Raw genomic sequence first — 22547 nt, 5'->3', positions numbered from 1 at the left:
ATAAGCACGGGAGACTGTCGACAAAGTCGTCAGTCTTTTTTTTATGAAAGTTTTCACCGCTGAAAACGGGCAGAGACTTTTCGAGAAACATTTTTTCTTAAAAAGAGCCGATAAGTGAAGCCTGCTAGACTTCGCGTTCCGCGGGCAGTGCGGGAGACCCCGCGGCTGCGCCTGCGGGGTCTCCCGACTCCCTGTACTTCCCGCAGGAGTCTTCGTCCGGCAGGCTTCACTAAGTGGTATTGAAGATCCATAAGCAAGGACTGAATAAAAATTTCTTTTTTTCAAACAGAAAGATACCAGCTTACTAGCGCTATACAATCTTGTCGCAAGCCACTAGCGGCGGGAGGGAAGCGCAGACTCCTATGGGCTCAGCGCCTGCCCCATGGAAAGCGGAGCTGCCTGGACGCCGCCGATCTATCCCATTCATGTGCACCGTCATCCATATAATTTGTCAACAGTCTGAGCTGAACCTTTTATTGGGTTCAGCTTTTTTTATGAAATGGCGTGCTTTTTAGCAGCGATGAAGAAAAGAAAGTAAACGTCTATATGAAAAATGACTAAGCAGAGATGTCCAGGCGGCATCTAGATTTATGGTATGATTGGTGGCAGCAAAGCCGTCATTTTGATAAACAAAAAGGAGGTATTGAAATGGAATATGTACAAGTGAACAGCATTGATGATCCAATGTTTGCGCGCCTGCATAAAACAATGCAGGATGTATTTCCACCGGAGGAAGTACTGGAGTATGAATTATGGGCGGAGCCGCTGAAAGACCCGATGATTCGTGTATTTCTGGCAGTTCAGGGCGATGAAGTAGCAGGAATAACGGAGTACCGGTACAACAAAGAATTAAACGTGGCGATGACCGATTTCACGATTATCGTAAAAGAAGGGCTTGGGGTTGGCCCGTTTTTAGCGAAAAAACGCTATGAAGATTTAATGCGCCTGGCAGGAGAAAACGACCTCGATTTAATGGGCATGTTTGCGGAAATTTATGACCCGTACCGTATGAAGGATCATGCCTTTGCCGGTATTAAAGTGATGGACCCATTTGTACGGCGCGAAGTACTTTCCCACCTCGGCTATATGCGTCTTGATTTCCCGTATGTTCATCCTGCGTGGACAAATGAAGGGGAAGCGGTCAGTCATTTGGATCTTTGTTTCCAGCCATTCAAAGAAAATACTGGGTCACTTAAAGCAAGTTTGATCCGCGATTTTATCAGCAGTTATTATTCCGTTTTATCGAATAAGCCTCAGGAATGGCACGATATGGTGGCAAACCTTGAAAAAGAAGACGAAATATTGTTAAAGCCTTTATAAGAATCTAGAAAATGTTTCACGTGAAACACCTGCTGTTTTTGAATCGGTATTTTAATTGAAAGCAAACTTCAAAAATCCCGGGCTGTTATTTGAACAGGCCGGGATTTTCCGTTCTTAGCGTTTGCAGCCGCAGCCGCAACCCCAGCCTTTTCCTGGATAACCAGGATCCACAACTTCGTTTCTTGTGATCGGCTGATAAATGTGGCGTGGTACATTGACGATATGCTGGCGATTAATCGTAACAACTGGATGAATAACTGGAATTTCGCGCTTAATATACGTATCTTTTACAATACACTGCGGCGGGCAGACGATCGGACGAACATGACGACGCATATTTTTCACCTCCACGCTTCTATACAACTAGTAAATGCATCTGCTATCCTCTCCGCAACGGCAAACATCCAATTATTCAAATAAACTTAAATAATATCAAGTGGTACTTTTCGGCCAGGAGCTGAAAATCGCTCGTTCAGCTCGGCCAGTTCCTGTTCTGTTAATACAATTTGGGCAGCTTTTGCGTTATCGGCTGTATGCTCCTCCTGTGCGGATTTAGGGATGGCTATCATGTCGGGAAAGCGAATCGTCCAGGCAAGCATAATTTGAAGGGGAGATGCTCCGTGCGCCTGCGCCATTTTTTGAACAACAGGATCATCCATCAGCTCTTTTCGCAGCGAGCCGCCCTGTGCGAGCGGACTGTAGGCCATAACGGGTATTCCCTGTTTCTTATGCCACGGAAGCAGGTCGAATTCAATACCGCGCGAACCAAGATGATAGAGAACTTGATTAACAGCGCATTCATTTCCGCCCGGTTTTTGCAGAAGCTCCTTCATATCGGCTGTATCAAAGTTTGAAACACCCCAGCGGACGATTTTCCCTTCTTTCTTCAACCGTTCCATTCCTTCAATCGTTTCTTCAAGCGGCACCCGTCCACGCCAGTGAAGCAGATACAAATCGAGCCGATCTGTTTGGAGCCGCTGTAAGCTTTTTTCACATGAAGCAGCAATCTGATCAAGCCCTGCGTTATGCGGATAAACCTTCGATACTAAAAACACTTCATCTCGGATGCCTCGAATGGCTTCGCCGACGACCCGTTCCGCCCGGCCTTCTCCGTACATCTCTGCCGTATCAATCAGTGACATGCCGAGATCAACGCCGAGTCGCAGCGCCCGCACCTCCGCTTTTTTTTTTGCCGGATCATCTCCGATACGCCACGTTCCCTGCCCGAGCGCCGGAACGGCTGCCCCGTCCGGCAGTGTAACAGCCCGTTTTCTTAATGCTTCTTTAACAGATTGGTTTTCCAGAAAATCAAATCCTTTCCTTATTATATAAATATGTTCCCCCTGTAACATGGCACCAAAACAAAAAAGGCTAAGCCTATGACAGGCCAGCCAGTATTGGAAAAAGTGATTAAGCAGATTCTTCTTTTAAAGCATAGGCTTTGCGCCATGAAATTTGCGCCACAGTTAAAAGAATAAGAGCAGCGATACCAATTACTGCATAAACAGTAAATCCAGCCGCATATGTTCCGGTCATTTGCTTGAGTGTACCTAAAATATTTGGAACAAAAAAGCCGCCTACACCGCCGGCTGCACCGACAACCCCCGTCACCATGCCAATTTCTTTTTGAAAACGCTGCGGAACAAGCTGGAATACAGCCCCATTGCCCATGCCAAGGCACATCATGCCGACAAACAGCATCATTGTCACGACTGTTAAAGAAGGCAGCGTGCTAACGCCGAACATCATCAAGGCTACACCAATAAACAAGAACTTAAGAAGTGCCGCTCCGCCAATTTTATCGGCAATCATGCCGCCGACCGGACGGAACAAGCTGCCTGCAATCACGCAGAGTGTCACAAAATCACCTGCACGGACGCTGGTCAGCCCATACTGGTCGACAAAGAAAATGCTTAAAAAACTCGTCAGCCCGACAAATCCGCCGAACGTTACACTATAAAGCAAGCAGAAATACCAGGTGTCACGCTGTTTAAACACTTTAAAATAATTAATCAAAGGCTGTGGTTCCGGCTGTGTAGGAGCGTCTTTGGCAATCAGCACGTACGTAATAAAAACAAGTGTAAGAGGAATAAGGGCAAGACCCATTACGCCATTCCAGCCGAATACTTCTGCCAGGCGCGGACCAAACAGTGTAGCAAGCACTGTACCGCTGTTTCCGGCACCGGCAATTCCCATTGCAAGCCCCTGAAGATGCGGCGGGTACCAGCGGCTTGCCATTGGAAGGGCAACAGAAAAGCTTGCGCCGGCAACGCCAAGCAGAATACCAATGAAGTAAAGCTCTGTCATGGAATTTCCGAAAAGCCATCCCCATAAAAGAGGCACCATAGTGACTATCATGCCGCCTATTGCCGTTTTACGCGGACCAATCCGATCCGTAAAGATTCCGAGAATAATCCGGAATAAAGAACCAGCCAAAATAGGAACTGCTACAATTAATCCCTTTTGAGAAGGAGAAAGACCGAAATCCTGTGTAATATACACACCAAGCGCTCCAAGCATAACCCAAATCATAAAGCTGATGTCAAAATACAAGAATGACGCCAATAGAGACGGCGCATGGCCGCTTTTTCTCAATTCCGCTAGTTTCATGTGTTCCTCTCCTTTGCATTCAATGAGTGATATGTTGCTTATCGTTAGTGTAGGGCGGCGAAAAGATACTTTCCATATACTTGTTAGAAAACCTTACGAACTATTTCGAAAAATCAAAAAAATCTGATTGACTTTCCAAAAAACGTTTTATATTGTGTTATTTAAGCTGACACGAAATAAAAAGGAGTGATCGCTATGAAAATCAAAACAGTTGTACTGGCACGGACAACGAATAGGAGCACCCACAAAGAGCCAGCTAAATCAATGCATGTACCGTTTACGGGGAACGAAGCGGACGAGAACCCGGCCTTCAAAGCGGACTAAAAAGAAGGGAGGGGACTTTTCTATGAATAAACGAAAACTGGTTGTGATCGGAAATGGGATGGCGGGTGTCCGTGCAGTTGAAGAAATCTTAAAGATTCAGCCGAATGAATTTGAGATTACGATATTTGGGAAAGAGCCGCATCCAAACTATAATCGGATTTTACTGTCTAAAGTCCTTCAAGGCGATACAACGGTTGAAAGCATTACGCTAAATGACTGGGCATGGTATGAAGCAAACGGCATTACTCTTTATACGGGAGAGCCGGTTGTTCAAATTCATACAAGCGAAAAATATGTGGTGACCTCTAAAGAACGCATCGTATCGTATGATGAATTGGTAATTGCCACAGGTTCACTGCCGTTTATGCTGCCGCTTCCAGGTGCAAAAAAAGAAGGCGTGACGGCTTTCCGGAACATATACGATTGCGAGAAAATGGTCGAAGCATCCAAAAAACACGAAAAAGCCATTGTCATCGGCGGCGGGCTGCTTGGACTGGAAGCGGCCCGTGGTCTTCTTAATTTAGGAATGAAAGTGGACGTTGTGCATATCGGGGAGTACATTATGGACCGGCAGCTTGATCCTGTCGCGGCTCGCATGCTTCAACGGGACTTAGAAGCACAGGGGATGAATTTTCTGCTGCAAAAAAATTCATCAGAAATTACCGGCCATAAACGGGTAAAAGGCCTTCGCTTCTCAGACGGAAGTTGGCGTGAAGCGGATTTGATCGTCATGGCGGTTGGTGTCCGCCCGAATACACAAGTGGCTGCCGGCACAGACATCGAAGTAAACCGGGCTATTGTCGTAGATGACTATATGCGCACAAGCGTCCCGCATGTATACGCAGTTGGAGAATGTGCAGAGCATCGCGGCTTTGTTTACGGCCTTGTCGCGCCTTTGTATGAACAGGGAAAAGCTTTGGCAGCCGCTTTGTGCAAAGAGGAGCATCCGGGCTATCAAGGCTCGGTACTGTCCACTCAATTGAAAGTGTCCGGCGTGGATGTTTTTTCAGCGGGAGAATTCATGGACAGTGATGAAACGCAGTCCATGCAATGGATAGATGGAATAAACAACACATACAAAAAAATCGTCATAAGAGATGGCAAAATCACAGGCGCCGTGCTATTTGGCAACATTACTGAAGGCGCTAAGCTGTTCGGGATGACTCAAAGGAAAGACCATTATGCCGTCCTGGAAAAAGAAATGGCCCAGGGCAGCGGCAGCAAAGATGAACGCATTGCTTCTATGCCGGATCATGACACAGTGTGCGCGTGCAATGGTGTATCGAAAGGAGCCATTGTAAAAGCGGTTTGCGAGCAGGCGCTCGAAAGCGTGGAGGATGTGAAGGCCTGCACGAAAGCTTCAAGCTCCTGCGGCGGCTGTCGTCCGGTTGTAGCGGATATTTTGGACTTTATTAAAAGAAAAGGAGCCGAAGAGGAAGTGGAAAAAGCATCGATCTGCGCTTGTACAGACGCGGATCACAGAGACATCATCCAAGCGGTTCAATCTCATCCAAATGAGGGTATGGTGCAGCTGATGCACCGGCTTGGATGGAGAACAGAAGGCTGCGCGATATGCCGGCCGGCTCTTTACTATTACATGGGTGTGCACAGCAGCTGCGTGCTGGATATTTTAGAAGAACAGACAGCGGACGGTACGTACATGGCCGCTCCGCGCATGTACGGTGGTATAACAGGCGCAGACCAGCTTCGAACGATTGCGGATGTGGTGGAAAAGTACAGCATTCCACTCGTCAAGCTGGCAGCTGGACCCCGAATGGAGCTGTATGGCATTAAAAAAGAGGAAATTTCTGAGGTGAGAGCAGCTCTTTCTGCTTCCATGCCTTCCTATGGCGCATCTCTTCGCGCTGTCGGTACATGTGCCGGCATCCGATATGCAAAATACGCTTTTCACGATTCGCTGGCTCTTGGCAGGAAGCTAGAAGAACGGCTGGAATCATTCGTTTTCCCGGCAGAGGTAACAGTCGCTGTTTCCTCAGGTCTTGAGGATGAAGCGGGATCACTCGGGGAAAACGTCGGCTTGATCGGGGCACCGGGCGGCTGGGAATTGTACGTGTCGGGTGAGCGGCTTTACGCATCAATGCAGCCGGACGATGCTGTCTGGATGACAGAAGCGCTGCTTGCTTATTATCGTATATCCGCTTTTTATGGAGAAGAGATGGACAGCTGGGCCGGGCGACTTGGCTTAACGTCGATTCGAGAAGAAGTATTAAAAAGAAAACGACAAGGGATATCCATTCAAAATCAACAGGCAGCCGCTGCCTTGTAAAGCAGGTGAAAAAATGGAAACAGCCGTAAAAACAGTGATGGAAACACAGTGCCCTTTTTGCAGTGTTCAATGTAAAATGACGGTTACAGAGACAGAAGAGCAGGGACATACAACCTATCATGTGGCCCCCAAGCAAAATGCAGCCTCAGAGGGCCGTCTTTGTATTAAAGGAATGAACGCTTATCAGCATGCGCTGACCGGCGAAAGAATCACGGAACCTTTAATGAAAAAAAACGGTGAATTTGTACCCGTTTCATGGGAGGAAGCGTACAAGCAAATTGCCGAGCGGTTTACCGCTCTGCAGCATCAATTTGGCCGGGATACGATCGGGGTGTATGGAGGCGGCTCGCTTACAAATGAAACGTCCTATACACTCGGTAAGTTTGCGCGTGTGGCCCTGCAAACAAAGTACATTGATTACAATGGGCGGTTTTGCATGTCTGCGGCTGCAGCGGCCGGCAATCAAGCATTTGGCATTGACCGGGGATTAACAAATCCGCTTTCGGAAGTAAGAGAATCAGACTGTTTAATTCTCGCAGGAACCAACATTGCCGAATGCCAGCCGACACTGATGCCGTACTTTAGAGATGCAAAAGAAAATGGCGCTTTTATCATTGTAATCGACCCGCGCAGCACGGCTACAGCAGAGATGGCCGATATGCATCTGAAAGTCAAGCCGGGTACGGATGCAGCGCTTGCCAATGGACTGCTGAAAGTGATTATAGATAACGGGTATATCGACAAAGCATTTCTGGCGGCACGCACTACAGGATTTGAGAAAGTAAAAGCACATATCGATTCATGTAAAATCGAAGAGATCGCCGTCTTAACAGGTGTGCCCCAAGAAGATATCGAACGAGCAGGGCGGAAATTTGGGCAGGCGGCATCGGGAATGATTTTAACTGCCCGTGGTGTAGAGCAGCAAACAGACGGATCGCTGGCTGTACGGAATTTTATTAATCTATTGCTTGCCACAGGTAAAATCGGCAAGAGAGGAAGCGGCTACGGAGCAGTGACAGGCCAGGCGAACGGACAGGGCGGACGTGAGCATGGCCAAAAAGCAGATCAGCTGCCCGGATACCGGTCGATTGAAAATGAGGAGCATCGTGCGTACATCGCGAAAATATGGGGTGTTGACGCGGAGAGTCTTCCAGGTAAAGGTGTATCTGCATACGAAATGATGGAAAAAGTACATGCACAGGAAATCCGGGGGCTGTTTTTAATGGGATCCAACCCGATCGTTTCCAACCCCAATGCAAACTTCGTAGAAGAAGGTCTGCGGAAGCTGGATTTTCTTGTTGTGGCCGATATGCTTTTTTCGGAGACGGCCCAGCTGGCTGATGTTATTTTGCCTACGGCGGCTTACTTGGAAAATACCGGAACGTTAACGAATCTGGAAGGCCGCGTGTTGCTTCGGGAAGCAGCCCGGCCGGCACCTGGGCTTGCAAAGCAGGATTGGGAGATTTTGTCTGACATTGCTGCTTCTTTAGGAAAAGCCGCTCATTTTTCGTATACAGATGCCGAAGGGATTTTTGAAGAGCTTCGCCTGGCAAGCAAGGGCGGCATTGCGGATTATTACGGAATTACGTACGACCGGCTTCGGAAAGAAGAAGGGGTTTATTGGCCTTGTCCTTCCCCGGAGCATCCAGGTGAGGATCGTTTGTTCGAAGCATCGTTTCCTCGTCCGGATGGAAGAGCCGCCATGGTGCCGGTGCCGAATGAGTTTCCGAAAGAACAGGCGGGAGGAGACTATCCCCTTTATTTAACGACCGGCCGGGTGCTGGGGCACTATTTAACGGGTGTGCAGACACATCAAAGCCCGACGCTTGAAGCCCAGCAGTTTGAATCCTTCGTGGAGATTCACCCGAAAACAGCAAGGCGTTTGAAGATAAAAGATGATTCGCTTGTAAAGGTGCGGTCCCGCCGCGGGGAAGTCGTTGTTCGCAGTAAGCTGACCGCATCCATTCGTGAGGATACAATTTTCATGCCGATGCACTGGGACGGTATTCAAAATGTCAATAAACTGACCAGTGAAGCCTTGGACCCGGCCTGTAAAATGCCCGGCTTCAAAGTTTGTGCCGCAATGGTAACGCCTTTGTCTGCACATTAGTAAGAAGGAGTTTGCCTGGGCATTTTACTATACTTTAAAGCATTCACATCACGTGAGTGCTTCAGTGTGTAGACAAAGTCTTTCACTTTTAAAAAAGAGCCGATAGGTGAAGCCTGCCGGACTTCGCGTTCCAGGGGCAGTGCGGGAGCCTCCTCGGCTGCGCCTGCGGGGTCTCCCGACTCACTGTACTTCCCGCAGGAGTCTTCGTCCGGCAGGCTTCACTAAGTGTTATTAAACGTCAATAAGCACGAAACGAACAGACATTTTCTATTTTTTAAATAGAAAGATATGACCTTATTAGCTTTATACAACCTTGTCGCAAGCCGCTTGGCGGCGGGAGGGCGGCGCAGACTCCTATGGGACTAGCGGGCTCAGCGCCTGCCCCATGGAAAGCGGAGCTGCCTGGACGCCGCCGATTCATCCCATTCATGTGCACGGTCATCCATATAATTTGTCTACAGTCCGAAGCACTCACATTGCGTGAGTGCTCCAGGCTGTCGACAAAGTCGACAGTCCTTTTTAATATTGAATGAGCAATCAAGATTTTGTGTTGTTTTAGTTACAAGTCAACTAAATAAGCTAAAACAAGAAGACGAAAACCCCATTTTCGCAGAAGTTCTTTTCGAAAATAGGGTTTGTCTACACTCTGAAGCACTCACATTGCGTGAGTGCTCTTTTATTCGTTTTCATTATATTTTTGGAAGTCAAGCTGTGTGTTAATGTTGATAAAGGATGGTTCGTTCTCAAATGAAACGGTCTTGAATGGAATCTTGTGTAAAAGCGCCATTAAACTTCTTTTTCCTTCACCGAGCGCTTCGTTCATATAAGGAAGGCAGCGTCTATGGTAAAGAGCGAGAAGCGGCTGCAGTTTTTCTCCTTCTGCCGGCACAACCGCGTTATAATCGGGGTGGCAGTACAGGAGCAGCTGCTCAATAAAAGCTTCTCTTACAAACGGGATATCGGCAGAAAGCACAAAAAACCACTCCGGTTCCCCAAACTGTGAGATGGCGTAATGCAGGGCAAAAAGCGGTCCTTGATGAGGAGTGGGCTCCACAATCAGCTCGACGCCGGATAAATCAAACCCATCAGCAAGAAAGCGGTTTGTCGAAAGAATAATAGGATGCAGCCCATTGGTACTAAGGGCGTCTACGCTATGCTGGTAAAACGGCTTCTTTTTATACTGTTCAAACATTTTAGGGCGGCCGTATCGTGATGACTGGCCGCCGGCAAGTACAATACCGGCTGTTTTCATCTTTATCACTCCTGGAGTTATTATAACGCGGAGGTTGTTGTCATGGAAAATGTATTTCAAGTAGTGGGTTATCAAAACAGCGGCAAAACCACACTAATGGAAAAACTAATACAAGCGGCTGAAGAGCAGGGAGCGCGCGTTGCAGCGATTAAGCACCATGGGCACGGGGGCCCACCGGACGGGCAAAAAGACAGCGACAGACACCGGCAGGCCGGCGCCGTTCTGGCTGGTGTAGAAGGAGACGGGATTCTGCAGGTATCCATTACGCGGAATCAATGGGCGCTGGAGGACATCCTCGCTTTGTACCGATCCTTTTCAGTGGACTGCATATTTGTGGAGGGATACAAACAGGAAGCATACCCAAAAGCAGTTTTAATCCGCACACCGGATGACTTGCCGCTTTTAAAGCTTCAAAATATTCAATGTGTGATCAGCTGGATTGATCTGCCTCGAGAGGATGCCGCTTATCCTGTGTTCCAGCTTGAGGAGGAACAACAGTATACGGTATTTATTCTTCAAAAAGCCGGACTTTTATAAAAAGCCGGCTTTTACTCAGGTAATTCGATCTCCTGCTTGTTTGAGCCGTTACGATCCATTTTAAATAAAGGATAATCCGCCTCTCCATTTCCAAAGTTAGGATCTGTCATAAAGTAAATGGTTTTGCCGGAAGGATGAAAAACAGGAGATCCCGCATACGTGCCAAAAGGTGTCAGCGCCTGTCTTTGTTTGGGCTGATTGTTGTAGCGGAACAGCTCATATTCAAAAATACCGGCGGTTTCTTCGTTTGCTACAGCTTGATAAACCATATCGCCGTTTTGTTCATGGAGAGCATAACCGGTCACTTCAAGGTGTGTTGCAGGCTTTGTATATGGCTTCAGGACGGATTTTCCGTTAAGTGAAACTATGTAAACAGATGCTTTGCCTTGAAACATGTCTGCGGATTCATCCTGCATCAGTATAAAAGCCGATGTTCCGTTTGAACGGACATGAAGGCTGCTCATGCTGTATGAGTTTAATGCAGTCAGCCGTTTTTTCGTTCTGTCAGCCAAGTTGTACCGAAAAATGTCCAAATTGGCTCTTTCACTGGCTAAGCCAATATAGTGAAGGCTGGTTCCATCTTTGGAGAACTGGAGACTTGAAGCAGCTTGGTTTCCTTCCAATAAAAGTTCTCTTCTGCCGCTGGAAAGATTCAGTATACACACCTCGGTTCTAATGTTCCCCGTTTCAATCACATCGCCTTCGCGAATGGAAATAAATGCCACATCTGCCCCGTCGGGTGACACGTCTATATCCGTGATCAGCCGGTCGGCTGGCAAGCTTGTGATTTCCTCGTCTTTTTGGGTGTTTTCTGAAAAGCTTCGCAAGGAAGGAATACCGTTTATATGCTTCACATAAAATATATTTTCAGCAGGTGAAAGATCAAACACATCCGTCAAGCCGTTCTGTTTCTCGTCATCTGTTTTTTGAAAAGCTATGCCAGCCGAAATTAAGGCGGCCCATGCTGTAAAAAAATACCTAAAACCCATCTTGTTTTTTCTTTCAATCCATCGCCTTCTTTCGGGAAAAATAGCCGGGAAACAAAAGCGGTCATTGAGCTGGATATGAAAGACAGCCAACGGAAAGCCGTCAGCCAACTCTTGAACCTTTTCTTTTTTCAAAAGCAGACAGCCTCAATTTATAAAGCGCAGCCCAGAGCAGAAAAGGAATAGGAAACACAATAAGAATAACGGAAGGACCTGCCATGATCCAAAAGCTGAATGCGATAAAAAGTGTGACTGCGCTGCCCAAAAGCCCTGCTGTAATATAAAAAGCATGGATTCGCTTTAATTCCTTTTCCTCTCTTCCAGCCACGTTCAATCGATATAAAAGAAAAATGCCAAACCCAATAAAGATCCAAACGAGGATTGACAGGGCAAGCCTGATGAAATGGTCCAAAAAACAAAGAAAACCACCCATAAAGAAACAAAATGATCTGCATAATCAGTAAAGCATTCACCCATTTCCTCCTTGGGCCTGCAAGCAGAAGGGAAGCAGCACTTAAAAACGAAAGTGTCATCCAATAAAAAAGAGCTTCACTATTCCATAGGAGAATAGCGGTATACAGGACAGCTGTTAAAATTGCAGAGGACAAGCCAAAGAAAACCGTAGTTTTCACAGGAAAGGTATTCATAAGTACCCTTTTCACTAATCCTTATATTTCCATAAGTGAAGTATATATCCAAATGTTTCCTTATGCAAATCCTTTCAAATGTTCTATTTAAAGCAGAGAATAAAGTACTTCTTTTCGGGATATCCTCTTGTTAAAAAGGAGATGGATGAAATGTGGAAATGGATCATTGCGGTTACTCTGCTGGCAGGCTGTATGGCAGATGAAGAACCGGAAGAAATGTCAGCACCTATTAATGAAGCGCAGGATGCTGCTCAAAATCCAACGGACCCGCTTCGTGTCATGAAAAAAGAAGAAACAGGGCAGTACCTGGCAGATTCGGCCGGTATGACACTTTACTATTACATAAAGGATAAAGAAGGAGTGTCCACCTGTACGAATCATTGTCTGGAAGAGTGGCCGCCTTTTTATCTTGGATCGAGTAAAGTGCCGGAAGGGTTCAGCCCGGGTGATTTTGGCGAGATTACACGTGAGGATACAGGGGAAAAGCAGTCCACGTACAAAGGATATCCGCTTTATTACTTTTCGCGTGATCAAGTGGCGGGGCAGACAAATGGATATAGTGCAGACGACAAATGGTATACGGTCAATAACGCGATCGACCGTATGGCGCAGGCTAATTAAAAAACGGCTGTCCTTTAACACTTGGACAGCCGTTTTTCTATTTCTTCAGGAGAAAGCGGCTTTGCATACAAATAGCCCTGTGCCTCGGTACAATTAAGTGCCAGCAGCAGCTTCGCCTGCTCATTTGATTCTACGCCTTCCGCAATTACTTTTAAATTTAAATTTTGCGCCAGATCGATGATGGCTTTCACGATCGCCTGGCGATTCTCGGTTAAATCCCGGACGAAAGACTGGTCAATTTTCAGCTTTGTAATAGGAAAACGGCTTAAATAGCTGAGTGAACTGTAGCCGGTGCCAAAATCATCAATACTCACCTGAATACCGATGCTGCGCAGCCGGTCTAAAATCTGCAGGGCGTGAGCTACATCAGCCGTCATGCTCTCTGTAATTTCAATCGTCAGCCACTCGGGTGAAAGGCCGGTTCGCTCTAAAATCCGCTCCACCTGTTCGGCAAAATCTACCTGCATAAACTGCCGAAGCGACACGTTCACACTAACACAAACAGGCGGAAGGCCTGCTTCCTGCCATGCTTTGTTTTGGGCACAGGCAGTCTCCATCACCCATGTGCCGATCGGAAGAATTAAGCCGGTTTCTTCTGCGAGTGGAATAAATTCCGCTGGAGAAACCGACCCCATTTTAGGATGATTCCAGCGAATCAGCGCTTCCACGCCAATGAGTTGATTTGTTCCCATGTCGATCTGGGGCTGGTAATACAGGTGAAAAAGTTTTTCTTCAAGGGCCCGATGCATTTCCCGCTCAAGCATCATTTTGTTGCTCATATCGCGATGCAGATCAGTTGTAAAAAACCTGTAGGTGTTTTTGCCGCTTTCTTTGGCGAAATACATGGCAGCATCCGCAGCGCGAATCAGTGTTTCTGCGTCCAGCCCATCCTCAGGAAACATACTGATACCGATGCTTGTGCTAATGAAAATATCCAGGTTTTCAATCAGAAAACAGTGGCTCAGCTCTTCTTGTATTCGTTCGGCAATGCGCTGGGCCGATTCACGTGAAATCGCTGGAAGCAAAATCGCATATTCATCACCGCCAAGCCGGGCAGCCGTGTCTGTGCCCCTAATACAATTTTGAAGCCGGGCGGCTACTTTACTGAGTAAAAGATCTCCCGTATTGTGGCCTAAAGTATCGTTTACATTTTTAAATCGGTCCAGGTCAAGAAACATGAGGGCGAAAGACTGATTATATCGGGACGAAGAGGAAAGAGCTTCATCTAGTTTTTTTTGAAACTGACGCCGGTTGGCAAGCCCCGTTAAATCATCATAATGAGCCATTTTTTGTACTTGTCTTTCTGTTTCTTTCCGCTCGGTAATATCGGTGGCCGTACCGATTACTTCCGCGACTTTTTCACCTTCAAAAAGAGGAGAAAGGTGAACGAGAAGAGAGAAATGAAGTATATTTACCTCAAAATTAACTTGTTCACCGGTAAAAGCGCGCTCCACATAACCGGATATGTATGTAGATGCCTGTTTTGAAACGATATCTCTAAGCTGGCTTTTGTCGGACCAATCAGCCGCAAGCCCCATTTTCTCTAACAGCTTTCCTTCAAGCATCGTCAACACAATCTGCCCGTCTTCATTTTTTCTATACTTGAATACAGCATTTTGCAAATGTCTGGCTGTCGTTTGAAATTCGTTTTTTAATGCTTGTTTTAAAGCGGATTCTGCTTGAACTTTATCGGTAATATCCACATCAATCGAAAGGAATTTTGCAAGGCGTCCATTTTTATCCTGGATTGGTACAACCGTTGCATGAATGCTGTAAATAGATCCGTCCTTTGCACGGTTATGCAATTCACTCTGCCAAACTTGTCCCCGCTCTAACATATGCCACATCTCATCAAAATAATCGTCCGGATGCATACCTGAGTCAAATAAGGAATGCTTTTGGCCAATAATTTCTTCCTGCTCGTATTTACAGAGCGTGCAAAAACGGTCATTCACATACAAAATAATACCGTCTCGACCGGTAACCGAAATGGAAAAGCGCTGGTCTAGAGCCCGGACGATTGACGAAAAATCATGCAAATGGTTTAACAATGGACTCCAATCCTTTCACTCGCTGCTTTTTATAGGTCTATTGTACCTATTAGTTCCATTTTTTTCAATGATCTTGCCCGTGCCTTTTTGATTTTAAGCTTGTTTTTATCAGTGAAGTCTTTATTTTTTGGACTGAAATGGGTATAGAGCACATAATATATAAAATCGGAGGGATTTACATGAGATGGAAATATTGGAAGGTGGTTTTACGCTATGGTCATGTAGGCAAGCGAAATGAGGTTAGTGTAGCACGATATTTATTAACAGAAGCTCACTACACACCGGTGCTGGTTATGGATCAGGCTGCCCATATGCCGGGTGTGAAGCATAATGGGGTAACATCTGTGACAGAAATTAACCGAGATGCATTTTTAGAGGGAAAAAGAAGGGAACAGGAGAACTTTTTTCTTCAAAAAATGAAAGCGTTCCATAAAGAGCTTCCAGCTTAAACAAGTGGTCTCGTCTGCCTCCTTGTGGCATTTGAGGCCGCTTTCTTTTATGCTTACATAGAGGTGAATAAAATGGGGCAAGTAACCGTAGTAGGCAGTTACGTAACAGATATCATGATCCGGACGCCGCATCTGCCGGCACCGGGAGAAACCGTTCTGGGAGGTCCTTTTCAAATCGGTCCTGGCGGCAAGGGAGGCAATCAAGCAACAGCAGCGGCAAGAAGCGGGTCAAATGTGATGTTTGTAACCAAAATTGGCACAGACATCTTTGGACAGGAAGCGGTCCAGCACTTCGAGCGGGAAGGACTTGATATTCGGTTTACGCAGAGAAGCGAAAAAGAAGCAACAGGCACGGCTCTTATCTCTGTCGATGACGCAGGGGAAAATAGTATTGTCATCGCACCGGGCGCGTGTGGAGCGATGAGCGGTGCAGATGTAGAAAGGGCAGAAGAAGCAATCGAACGAGCGGATCTTTTGGTGCTTCAGCTTGAAATTCATTTTGAGGCGATTGGAGCGGCCATTCAAACAGCTGCCCGATGCGGTGTACCTATTCTACTAAATCCTGCTCCTTATACGGCTTTCCCAATGGAGTGGCTTCAGCATGTTACATATGTAACGCCAAATGAAACAGAAGCCCGCGGTTTAACGGGAATTGCTGTAGAAGATGAAGCATCCGCCCAGCGCGCGGCCGATATCCTGCATGAAAAAGGCGCCAACGTGGTCATGATTACTATGGGCAAAAAAGGGGTGTTTTTATCGCAAGGAACGGGTAAAGGCCGGCACATGGAAGGATTTTCGGTTAAAGCGGTCGATACAACTGGCGCGGGCGACGCTTTTAACGGCGGATTTGCACATGCCATCACCAGCGGTATGAACATCGAAGAAGCCGTTCAATTTGGACAGGCTGCTGCGGCTCTTTCTGTAACAAAAGCAGGAACTGCTGTGTCTATGCCATCTAGTAAAGAAATAAAAGCGTTTTTAAAGACGGTGTTTTAGGGAATACAAAGAAAAAAGGAGGGTTCTGTATGGGTTTTTTAAGCAAGCTTTTTGGCGGTAAAGAAGAAGGCAATACGGCACAAAATACGGGTGAAATCATTCTTGTCTCTCCGATGAGCGGGGATGTGGTTAGTTTGGAAGAGGTACCAGACCCGGTATTCTCACAAAAAATGATGGGTGACGGCATAGCGGTGAATCCATCGGAAGGAAAAGTAGTGGCGCCGGCTGACGCAAAAGTACTGAATGTGTTTCCGACAAAGCATGCAATTGGCCTGGAAACAGCAGGAGGCCTCGAGCTTCTTATTCATGTTGGGCTTGATACGGTTAACATGAAAGGTGAAGGGTTCGATGTAAAAGTGTCGGAAGGAGACCAAGTAAAGAAGGGGGATGTGCTGCTTACATACAGCCTGGAACTCGTTCGTGAAAAAGCAGCAAGCACCATCACCCCGCTAATCATCTCCAATGGAGATCTTGTAAAGCAAATGGAAAAGCATGAACATGTAAAAGCCGTCGCCGGCGAAACGCCTGTGATGACGATCAAGATAAAATAAAAAGGAAGCCCTTGTATACGGGGCTTCTTCAGAGTGTAGACAAACCCTGTTTTCGAAAAGAACTTCTGCGAAAATGGGGTTTTTGTCTTTTTGTTTTAGCTTATTTAACTGACTTGTGACTAAAACAACACAAAATCTTGATTGCGCATTCAATATTAAAAAAGACTGTCGACTTTGTCGACAGCCTGAGGAAGCCCCTTGCATATGGGGCTTCCTTTTTGCATGCAGTCTAAGCCCTAAAAGGAGCAGACCGCATCATGAGGAAGCCAATGCTTTAAAAATGAGTGCGGCCAGCATAATAAAATAAACAATGGTTAAAGCAGAAATGAAGATCAAAGCACGAGAAGACCATTAACAATGGGCACAGAGGCGCCGACCATTGTAGAAAGAATGACGAATAACATGAACGCATATTTTAAAGTAAAGTGGGTCGTATCGCTAAAAATGGATTTTGCACGGACAAAGGAGTGTAAAAGCATAATTGCTGTTCGGACAGCCAAAGAAAGCGTCTGTCTCTGAGCCCAAACTGATTTATTTAAGCCTGGCCTTGAGCGTTTTCGCCAACAGCGCCATCTCCCTCAGACTGCTGCTTGTTTAAAATGTGGCCGGCGAGCGCATATAACACAATAGTCGAAGACAGATGAGCAGAAAGCTGTGAAGGGTCTTGCTGTGGGTATACTTCTACAAAGTCCATGCCGGCAATTCCCTGTTTGGCGATTTCATGAACAAGCGTTAACAATTCATAGGATGTCAGCCCGTTTCCATCAACCGGACCACCTGGATTAAATGCATAGTCCAGAACATCGCTGCAAATGCTCAAATAAACGCAGTCCACTTCTCTAGATGCAAGCTCATGCAGACGGCGTGCCAGTGCCCTTAAGTCTGGATGCTCCCGAATATCGTTAATCGTAATGGTAATGGCACCTGCATCACGGGCATTTCGGCCGCTTTCAGGCTTGTTGCGGGGACCGTGAATACCGGTATGAATAATGCTTTCGTTTCGTACACCTTCCTGTTCATACAGCCGCATAAACGGACTGCACCGTGCATATGGATCGCCTTCATGAGACGGCAGGTTATCGTAATGGGCGTCTAAGTGAATTATGCCCACCTTTTTTCCTTGATTCGTCAGGGACCGCACAATTGGAAATGTGACGCCATGGTCACCGCCAAGCCCGATTAAAAATTTACCGCTTTTCCATAGCGGATCGGTAAACTGCGTGATTCGGTTCATCGTTTCTTCTACATCGGCTGGTACAACATCCACATCTCCTATATCTCCGAGCATCATATGTTCAAACACATCTATATGATCAAGTTCGGGCAAATAGCCGCTATAGCGGCCTGAACTTAACCGCATCACTTTTGGACCAAGTTCACACCCCGTGTAATTGCCCCATGTTACAGCGCCTTCCCAAGGCACCCCGTACACAACAGCGTCAACTTCATCCAAACGGTTTTCAGCCGCTAAATTTTGTGCCCCTAAAAAACAAGGCGTATTTCCGTAAATTGTCTCATTCATCCAAACAGTCCTTTCTTCATAAGATCTGGTTTTCCTTTTCCCTAACGCGGCGGAAGAAAACCGGGAATTTGGAATAACGCAGTGGTAAAATAGAACAGAGATGATAAGGTGAAGCAGTTATTCGATATTTTTCTAACCTTTTTTAAGCTGTCACCCATTACGTTTAGCGGCGTTACGCTTTGATTCCAGTAATTCAACGGGAAATTGTAGAAAAAACTTGCCGGCATGGCTTTTATTCATAAATACAATGCAGCGGTTAAAAAACCGGGCAGACAGCAGGAAAAGGAGAATCTGGCTGTCTGCCCGGTTTTTTTACTGTAAAAAGACCATATCATTTCCTTGCTCAAACCGATCATGGTACTTTAAAAGGAGAGAGCTAGATGCAGCGGAAGGAAGGTTTTTTATGGAAATTGGAATCAGCACATTTGTTGAAACCACCCCGGATGTGGAGACAGGCAGTGTCGTCAGTCACGCTGAGCGGCTGCGCCAGGTAGTAGAGGAAATTGTGTTAGCCGATCAGGTCGGTCTTGATGTGTTTGGCGTAGGGGAGCATCACCGTGAAGATTACGCGGCGTCTTCTCCGGCCGTGGTCCTGGCTGCAGCGGCGCCCCAGACCAAAAAAATCCGGCTGACGAGTGCGGTGACGGTGTTGTCTTCGGCCGACCCGGTACGCGTATTCCAGGACTTTGCTACGCTTGACGCCCTGTCAAACGGACGGGCGGAAATTATGGCCGGGCGGGGGTCATTTATTGAGTCTTTTCCTTTGTTTGGATATGATTTAAAGGATTACAACGAACTGTTTGATGAAAAGCTGGATCTGCTGCTGAACATTCGGAGTACTGAAAAAGTAACGTGGCAGGGAAAACACCGGCCGGCGATTCAAAATCTCGGTATATATCCGCGTCCGGTGCAAAACCCGCTTCCAGTCTGGATCGGCAGCGGCGGCAATTCTGAATCGGTCGTTCGCGCCGGGCTTCTCGGCCTGCCGCTTGTGCTTGCCATTATCGGAGGCAGCCCAGTTCAATTTGCTCCGCTTGTAGAGCTGTATAAAAAGGCGGCGGTGCATGCCGGGCATGATCCGGCTGTTCTGCAAGTAGCGTCGCATTCGCACGGCTTTTTAGCAAAAAGCACAGAGGAGGCGGCTGATTTATTTTTCCCGTCTACACAGGCAGCGATGAATAAGCTGGGCAGGGAGCGCGGATGGGGGCCGTACAATCGGGCAAGCTTTGATGCCGCCCGCCGCTTTGAGGGTGCTTTGTATGTAGGAGATCCGAAAACCGTCGCCCAAAAAATCATTCATCTTCGTAAAAAAGTCGGGATTACCCGCTTTATGCTGCATGTTCCGGTTGGCACAATGCCGCATGATTTAGTAATGAATGCGATCAAACTGCTTGGCAGAGAAGTGGCGCCGGTTGTACGTGAAGAAATCGCTCAATGGGAAGCGGATGGGCAGCCGCAATAAGGAAAGGAGCCTTGAAATGATTGTTCTCGAAAATGAACTGCTGACCGTGCACATTTCTCCATCTGGAGCGGAAGTACGGAAGGTGTTTCACAAAAAAACAGGTCTGGATTATATGTGGAGCGGAGACAGCCAGTACTGGGGACGTGTATCACCGGTTCTGTTTCCGATTGTCGGCCGTCTGAAACGAGACCGGTATGCGCTTGATGGCAGATCTTACAGAATGCCGCAGCATGGTTTTCTGCGGGATGTGGAGTTTACCGTGCAGGATCAGGAAAAAGAGTATGCGGCTTTTTGTTTTGACCCGCTTGATTCATTTTTAGATATTTACCCGTTTCGATTTCAAGTGGTGATTTATTACACGTTAAAAGAGGACTCTTTAAATGTCCGCTGGGAAATTAAGAATGAGCATCAAGAAAAGATGTATTTCTCGATCGGGGCCCACCCAGCTTTTAACGTACCGCTTCAAGCGGAAGAAAAAGCGGAAGACTACACATTAAATTTTACACCGGCCGCGGGCAGACAGGTAACGCAATATGAGCTGGTAAATTCAATGGCAAAGGAAAAAAAGACGGTTCAAACCATCGCGCCGATCTCCATTCAGTCCTCCTTGTTTGAACAGGACGCCTTTATATACAGCTATATTGACCGCGTTTCACTTTGCTCAAACCGGACCGGCCACGGGGTAGAAGTGGACCTGGCTGGATTTCCCTTCGTCGGCATTTGGTCAAGCTACAACAAAAAAACCGGCACGATGGCACCGTTTGTGTGTATCGAACCGTGGTATGGCATTGCTGATACAATTGATGCCAGTGGCAAGCTGGATGAAAAGCTGGGCATAAACGAGCTTGAACCGGGCGGCCGGTTCGAAGCCAACTACACTATTTCATTTATATAAAAAAAACGATCTGGCTGGTCAACAGCCGGATCGTTTTTTTAATCCCAAAAAATTTAAACATTTTACTAAAAATATTCAATTACCAATGATAGCGTTTTCAATTACACTAAGAAAAAATAAATCAGGGAGGATGATTTTATGAGTGCTCCGTCTAATGTCAATACGGCCAGACGTGCCCACCCATTTGAAGTACATGAAAAAAAACGAAAGAAAATCAACTGGGTTCCATATTTGATGATTGCTCCGTCCGTTTTCATTGTCGTAGCGTTTCTGTTTTATCCAATTGGCACGGTGTTTTATTACAGCTTGTTTAATTATGATTTATCAGCGCCTTATTACAATGGATTTATCGGTCTTGAAAATTTTAAAGAAATCTTTACGGCGGACAAAACCTTTCTGCCGAGTCTGCTTATTACATTAAAATGGGTCGTGTCACAAGTGGGCCTTCAACTTGTTTTTGGCATGGCCGTAGCACTTCTTTTAAATCAAACGTTCAAATTCCGCGGTGTGTTTCGGGCAGCAGCTTTTATTCCATGGGCCATTTCAGGCGTTCTGGCATCGGTCATGTGGTCGCTTATGTACAATGAACATATGGGTGTACTGAATGATTTGTTTATGAGGATTGGAATAATCAGTGAAAGCAAGGCATGGTTATCTGATGTCAGTACAGCTTTTGGCTCAATTGTGGTCGCTGAACTATGGCGCGGCATTCCTTTTTTTGCGATAACGCTTTTAGCCGCCCTGCAAAGTATTCCAAATGAGATGTATGAAGCAGCAAAAGTGGACGGAGCGGGAAGACGAAAAACGTTTTTCTTTATTACGCTGCCGCAGTTGAAAAACACAATTATCCTAACCGTGCTGCTCCGTACAATTTGGGAGTTTAATAATGTTGATTTGATTTTTAACTTAACAGGCGGCGGGCCGGCAGAATCTACAACGACGCTGACCATGTACATCGCATCACAGGCGGTACACGGAAGCAATTTTGGCTACGGCTCTGCGCTTACAGTCGTTTCATTCGCTATTCTGCTTATTTTCGCGGTTGTCTTTTTGAAAGTAACGAAGTATGAAAAAGAGGAGGCGGAACGATGAACAAAACGATGGATCGCTGGCTGACACTCCGGCTTCCGCTTGCGATAATGCTTATTTTCACCATGTTTCCGTTTTACTGGACAATCAATACCGCTTTTAAAATGGATGGAGATATTGTCAAACGTCCAGTTGAATACATTCCAACTGCACCCACTATTGATAACTTTGTGATTGCCTGGAGCAATGTTGGCTTTGCGACTTATTTTAAAAACAGTTTAATCGTGGGTGTAAGCACGGTTGCCCTTGTTTTGGTCCTGTCTATTTTATCGGGATACGCACTCAGCCGGTACAAATTCAAAGGAAAACGTGCTTTCATGGTGATGCTTCTTTGTACACAGTTTATTCCAAGAGCAATGCTTATTATCCCATTGTTTATTATTTTTAAAAACCTGGGATTGATCAGCAGCCCGCTTTCATTAATTATTACGTATGCCGCTGTAGAAATTCCATTTACAACTGTCCTCATGAGCGGCTTTATTTCCAACGTGCCGAAAGAGCTGGAAGAAGCGGCTATGATTGACGGATGCAATCGGCTTCAATCACTGCGCCATGTTGTCTTCCCGCTTCTTGTACCGGGCATTGTAGCTACAGGTGTGTTCACTTTGATTTATACATGGAATGAGTTTCTGCTGGCGCTTATGCTGACCAATCAGCAAAGCAAGTTTACGCTCCCGGTTGGGCTCAGCTACATGATGGGTGAATTTAATGTGAACTACGGCGCTCTTGCTGCAGGAAGTGTCATTGCGCTTGTTCCAGCAGTTCTACTGTTCGTTTACGCACAAAAGCATTTGGTCAGCGGCCTGGGCGGCGCGGTCAAAGGCTAACATATACAAGG

The 22547-nt window shown here is 46.5% G+C and carries 21 protein-coding genes; 13 read left to right on the top strand and 8 right to left on the bottom strand.

The genetic code is table 11. The features are described 5' to 3' along the window. The first annotated feature begins 648 nt into the window (after nt 1-648). Nucleotides 649-1320 carry a GNAT family N-acetyltransferase gene (locus tag RIN81_RS11960; RefSeq protein WP_309090459.1) on the top strand — a complete coding sequence of 224 codons (672 nt, stop codon included), beginning with the start codon at nt 649-651 and terminating at the stop codon, nt 1318-1320. Between the two features lie 114 nt (nt 1321-1434). On the opposite strand, the gene RIN81_RS11955 is transcribed toward RIN81_RS11960, so the two are convergent. From RIN81_RS11955 to RIN81_RS11945, 3 genes are all read right to left on the bottom strand, one after another. Then, nucleotides 1435-1656, bottom strand: coding sequence for a hypothetical protein (locus RIN81_RS11955; protein WP_309090457.1), 222 nt, complete (start codon nt 1654-1656; stop codon nt 1435-1437). Between the two features lie 86 nt (nt 1657-1742). Further along, nucleotides 1743-2672, bottom strand: coding sequence for an aldo/keto reductase (locus RIN81_RS11950; RefSeq protein WP_309090455.1), 930 nt, complete (start codon nt 2670-2672; stop codon nt 1743-1745). Nucleotides 2673-2730: 58 nt separating this feature from the next. After that, nucleotides 2731-3930 carry an MFS transporter gene (locus RIN81_RS11945; protein ID WP_309090453.1) on the bottom strand — a complete coding sequence of 400 codons (1200 nt, stop codon included), beginning with the start codon at nt 3928-3930 and terminating at the stop codon, nt 2731-2733. Between the two features lie 195 nt (nt 3931-4125). On the opposite strand from RIN81_RS11945, the gene RIN81_RS11940 reads away from it, so the two are divergent. The 3 genes from RIN81_RS11940 to nasC are packed head-to-tail and all read left to right on the top strand — an operon-like array spanning nt 4126 to nt 8651. Further along, entirely contained in the window at nt 4126-4254 is a 129-nt protein-coding gene (locus RIN81_RS11940) for a hypothetical protein (RefSeq protein WP_309090451.1), read from the top strand. A 22-nt stretch (nt 4255-4276) separates the two neighbouring features. Beyond that, nucleotides 4277-6541 carry a nitrite reductase large subunit NirB gene (nirB, locus tag RIN81_RS11935; protein WP_309090449.1) on the top strand — a complete coding sequence of 755 codons (2265 nt, stop codon included), beginning with the start codon at nt 4277-4279 and terminating at the stop codon, nt 6539-6541. Nucleotides 6542-6554: 13 nt separating this feature from the next. Beyond that, nucleotides 6555-8651 carry an assimilatory nitrate reductase catalytic subunit NasC gene (gene nasC, locus RIN81_RS11930; protein WP_309090447.1) on the top strand — a complete coding sequence of 699 codons (2097 nt, stop codon included), beginning with the start codon at nt 6555-6557 and terminating at the stop codon, nt 8649-8651. 676 nt (nt 8652-9327) lie between these two features. On the opposite strand, the gene RIN81_RS11925 is transcribed toward nasC, so the two are convergent. Continuing rightward, entirely contained in the window at nt 9328-9903 is a 576-nt protein-coding gene (locus RIN81_RS11925) for a molybdenum cofactor guanylyltransferase (protein ID WP_309090445.1), read from the bottom strand. Between the two features lie 42 nt (nt 9904-9945). Here RIN81_RS11925 and mobB point away from each other — a divergent pair, with 42 nt between their 5' ends. Then, nucleotides 9946-10440, top strand: a complete 495-nt coding sequence (gene mobB, locus RIN81_RS11920; RefSeq protein WP_309090443.1) for a molybdopterin-guanine dinucleotide biosynthesis protein B — start codon at nt 9946-9948, stop codon at nt 10438-10440. Nucleotides 10441-10451: 11 nt separating this feature from the next. Here the strand turns inward: mobB and RIN81_RS11915 are convergent, their stop codons facing one another. Beyond that, a complete protein-coding gene (locus RIN81_RS11915) occupies nt 10452-11429 on the bottom strand; it encodes a TolB-like translocation protein (protein ID WP_309090441.1) in 978 nt (325 codons plus the stop codon). A 149-nt stretch (nt 11430-11578) separates the two neighbouring features. After that, on the bottom strand, nt 11579-11899 hold the full coding sequence (locus RIN81_RS11910; protein WP_309090439.1) for a hypothetical protein: 321 nt from the start codon (nt 11897-11899) through the stop codon (nt 11579-11581). Nucleotides 11900-12223: 324 nt separating this feature from the next. Between RIN81_RS11910 and RIN81_RS11905 the strand changes: the two genes are divergently transcribed. Further along, entirely contained in the window at nt 12224-12694 is a 471-nt protein-coding gene (locus RIN81_RS11905) for a COG4315 family predicted lipoprotein (RefSeq protein ID WP_309090437.1), read from the top strand. Between the two features lie 14 nt (nt 12695-12708). On the opposite strand, the gene RIN81_RS11900 is transcribed toward RIN81_RS11905, so the two are convergent. Continuing rightward, nucleotides 12709-14745 (bottom strand): EAL domain-containing protein, encoded by a 2037-nt coding sequence (locus RIN81_RS11900; protein WP_309090435.1) that lies wholly within the window; start codon nt 14743-14745, stop codon nt 12709-12711. Between the two features lie 179 nt (nt 14746-14924). Here RIN81_RS11900 and RIN81_RS11895 point away from each other — a divergent pair, with 179 nt between their 5' ends. The 3 genes from RIN81_RS11895 to RIN81_RS11885 all read left to right on the top strand — a co-directional run bounded on the left by RIN81_RS11895 (nt 14925) and on the right by RIN81_RS11885 (nt 16741). Beyond that, complete coding sequence (locus RIN81_RS11895; protein WP_309090433.1) at nt 14925-15194, top strand: hypothetical protein; 270 nt, start codon at nt 14925-14927, stop codon at nt 15192-15194. Nucleotides 15195-15266: 72 nt separating this feature from the next. Then, nucleotides 15267-16190, top strand: a complete 924-nt coding sequence (gene rbsK, locus RIN81_RS11890; RefSeq protein WP_309090431.1) for a ribokinase — start codon at nt 15267-15269, stop codon at nt 16188-16190. Between the two features lie 29 nt (nt 16191-16219). Next, a complete protein-coding gene (locus RIN81_RS11885) occupies nt 16220-16741 on the top strand; it encodes a PTS sugar transporter subunit IIA (protein ID WP_309090428.1) in 522 nt (173 codons plus the stop codon). Between the two features lie 535 nt (nt 16742-17276). Here RIN81_RS11885 and RIN81_RS11880 read toward each other — a convergent pair. Next, nucleotides 17277-18263 carry an agmatinase family protein gene (locus RIN81_RS11880; protein WP_309090427.1) on the bottom strand — a complete coding sequence of 329 codons (987 nt, stop codon included), beginning with the start codon at nt 18261-18263 and terminating at the stop codon, nt 17277-17279. 403 nt (nt 18264-18666) lie between these two features. Between RIN81_RS11880 and RIN81_RS11875 the strand changes: the two genes are divergently transcribed. From RIN81_RS11875 to RIN81_RS11860, 4 genes are all read left to right on the top strand, one after another. Beyond that, the gene (locus tag RIN81_RS11875; protein ID WP_309090425.1) at nt 18667-19725 is read left to right on the top strand and encodes an LLM class flavin-dependent oxidoreductase; all 1059 of its coding nucleotides are present in this window, start codon (nt 18667-18669) and stop codon (nt 19723-19725) included. A 16-nt stretch (nt 19726-19741) separates the two neighbouring features. Continuing rightward, nucleotides 19742-20620, top strand: a complete 879-nt coding sequence (locus RIN81_RS11870) for an aldose 1-epimerase family protein (protein WP_309090423.1) — start codon at nt 19742-19744, stop codon at nt 20618-20620. 138 nt (nt 20621-20758) lie between these two features. After that, nucleotides 20759-21712: a carbohydrate ABC transporter permease gene (locus RIN81_RS11865; RefSeq protein ID WP_242232558.1), complete on the top strand. Its 954-nt coding sequence runs from the start codon at nt 20759-20761 to the stop codon at nt 21710-21712. Continuing rightward, on the top strand, nt 21709-22536 hold the full coding sequence (locus RIN81_RS11860) for a carbohydrate ABC transporter permease (RefSeq protein WP_309090421.1): 828 nt from the start codon (nt 21709-21711) through the stop codon (nt 22534-22536). The genes RIN81_RS11865 and RIN81_RS11860 overlap by 4 nt, the downstream gene beginning before the upstream one ends. Nucleotides 22537-22547 lie beyond the last annotated feature (11 nt).

This window comes from Domibacillus sp., from assembly GCF_031181085.1.
Taxonomy (GTDB): Bacteria; Bacillota; Bacilli; order Bacillales; family Domibacillaceae; genus Domibacillus.
The sequence above is the reverse complement of the archived record's forward strand: the minus strand, read 5'-3'. Positions and strand labels throughout refer to the sequence as shown.

Bases quoted from the DNA above. Each gene is read 5' to 3' on its own strand.
- RIN81_RS11945 (WP_309090453.1), bottom strand. From the start codon at position 3,930: ATGAAACTAGCGGAATTGAGAAAAAGCGGCCATGCGCCGTCTCTATTG.
- RIN81_RS11860 (WP_309090421.1), top strand. From the start codon at position 21,709: ATGAACAAAACGATGGATCGCTGGCTGACACTCCGGCTTCCGCTTGCG.
- RIN81_RS11950 (WP_309090455.1), bottom strand. From the start codon at position 2,672: ATGTTACAGGGGGAACATATTTATATAATAAGGAAAGGATTTGATTTT.
- nirB (WP_309090449.1), top strand. From the start codon at position 4,277: ATGAATAAACGAAAACTGGTTGTGATCGGAAATGGGATGGCGGGTGTC.
- RIN81_RS11960 (WP_309090459.1), top strand. From the start codon at position 649: ATGGAATATGTACAAGTGAACAGCATTGATGATCCAATGTTTGCGCGC.
- RIN81_RS11955 (WP_309090457.1), bottom strand. From the start codon at position 1,656: ATGCGTCGTCATGTTCGTCCGATCGTCTGCCCGCCGCAGTGTATTGTA.
- RIN81_RS11925 (WP_309090445.1), bottom strand. From the start codon at position 9,903: ATGAAAACAGCCGGTATTGTACTTGCCGGCGGCCAGTCATCACGATAC.
- RIN81_RS11885 (WP_309090428.1), top strand. From the start codon at position 16,220: ATGGGTTTTTTAAGCAAGCTTTTTGGCGGTAAAGAAGAAGGCAATACG.
- mobB (WP_309090443.1), top strand. From the start codon at position 9,946: ATGGAAAATGTATTTCAAGTAGTGGGTTATCAAAACAGCGGCAAAACC.
- RIN81_RS11905 (WP_309090437.1), top strand. From the start codon at position 12,224: ATGTGGAAATGGATCATTGCGGTTACTCTGCTGGCAGGCTGTATGGCA.
- RIN81_RS11940 (WP_309090451.1), top strand. From the start codon at position 4,126: ATGAAAATCAAAACAGTTGTACTGGCACGGACAACGAATAGGAGCACC.
- rbsK (WP_309090431.1), top strand. From the start codon at position 15,267: ATGGGGCAAGTAACCGTAGTAGGCAGTTACGTAACAGATATCATGATC.
- RIN81_RS11870 (WP_309090423.1), top strand. From the start codon at position 19,742: ATGATTGTTCTCGAAAATGAACTGCTGACCGTGCACATTTCTCCATCT.
- RIN81_RS11875 (WP_309090425.1), top strand. From the start codon at position 18,667: ATGGAAATTGGAATCAGCACATTTGTTGAAACCACCCCGGATGTGGAG.
- RIN81_RS11865 (WP_242232558.1), top strand. From the start codon at position 20,759: ATGAGTGCTCCGTCTAATGTCAATACGGCCAGACGTGCCCACCCATTT.
- RIN81_RS11895 (WP_309090433.1), top strand. From the start codon at position 14,925: ATGAGATGGAAATATTGGAAGGTGGTTTTACGCTATGGTCATGTAGGC.
- RIN81_RS11880 (WP_309090427.1), bottom strand. From the start codon at position 18,263: ATGAATGAGACAATTTACGGAAATACGCCTTGTTTTTTAGGGGCACAA.
- nasC (WP_309090447.1), top strand. From the start codon at position 6,555: ATGGAAACAGCCGTAAAAACAGTGATGGAAACACAGTGCCCTTTTTGC.
- RIN81_RS11915 (WP_309090441.1), bottom strand. From the start codon at position 11,429: ATGGGTTTTAGGTATTTTTTTACAGCATGGGCCGCCTTAATTTCGGCT.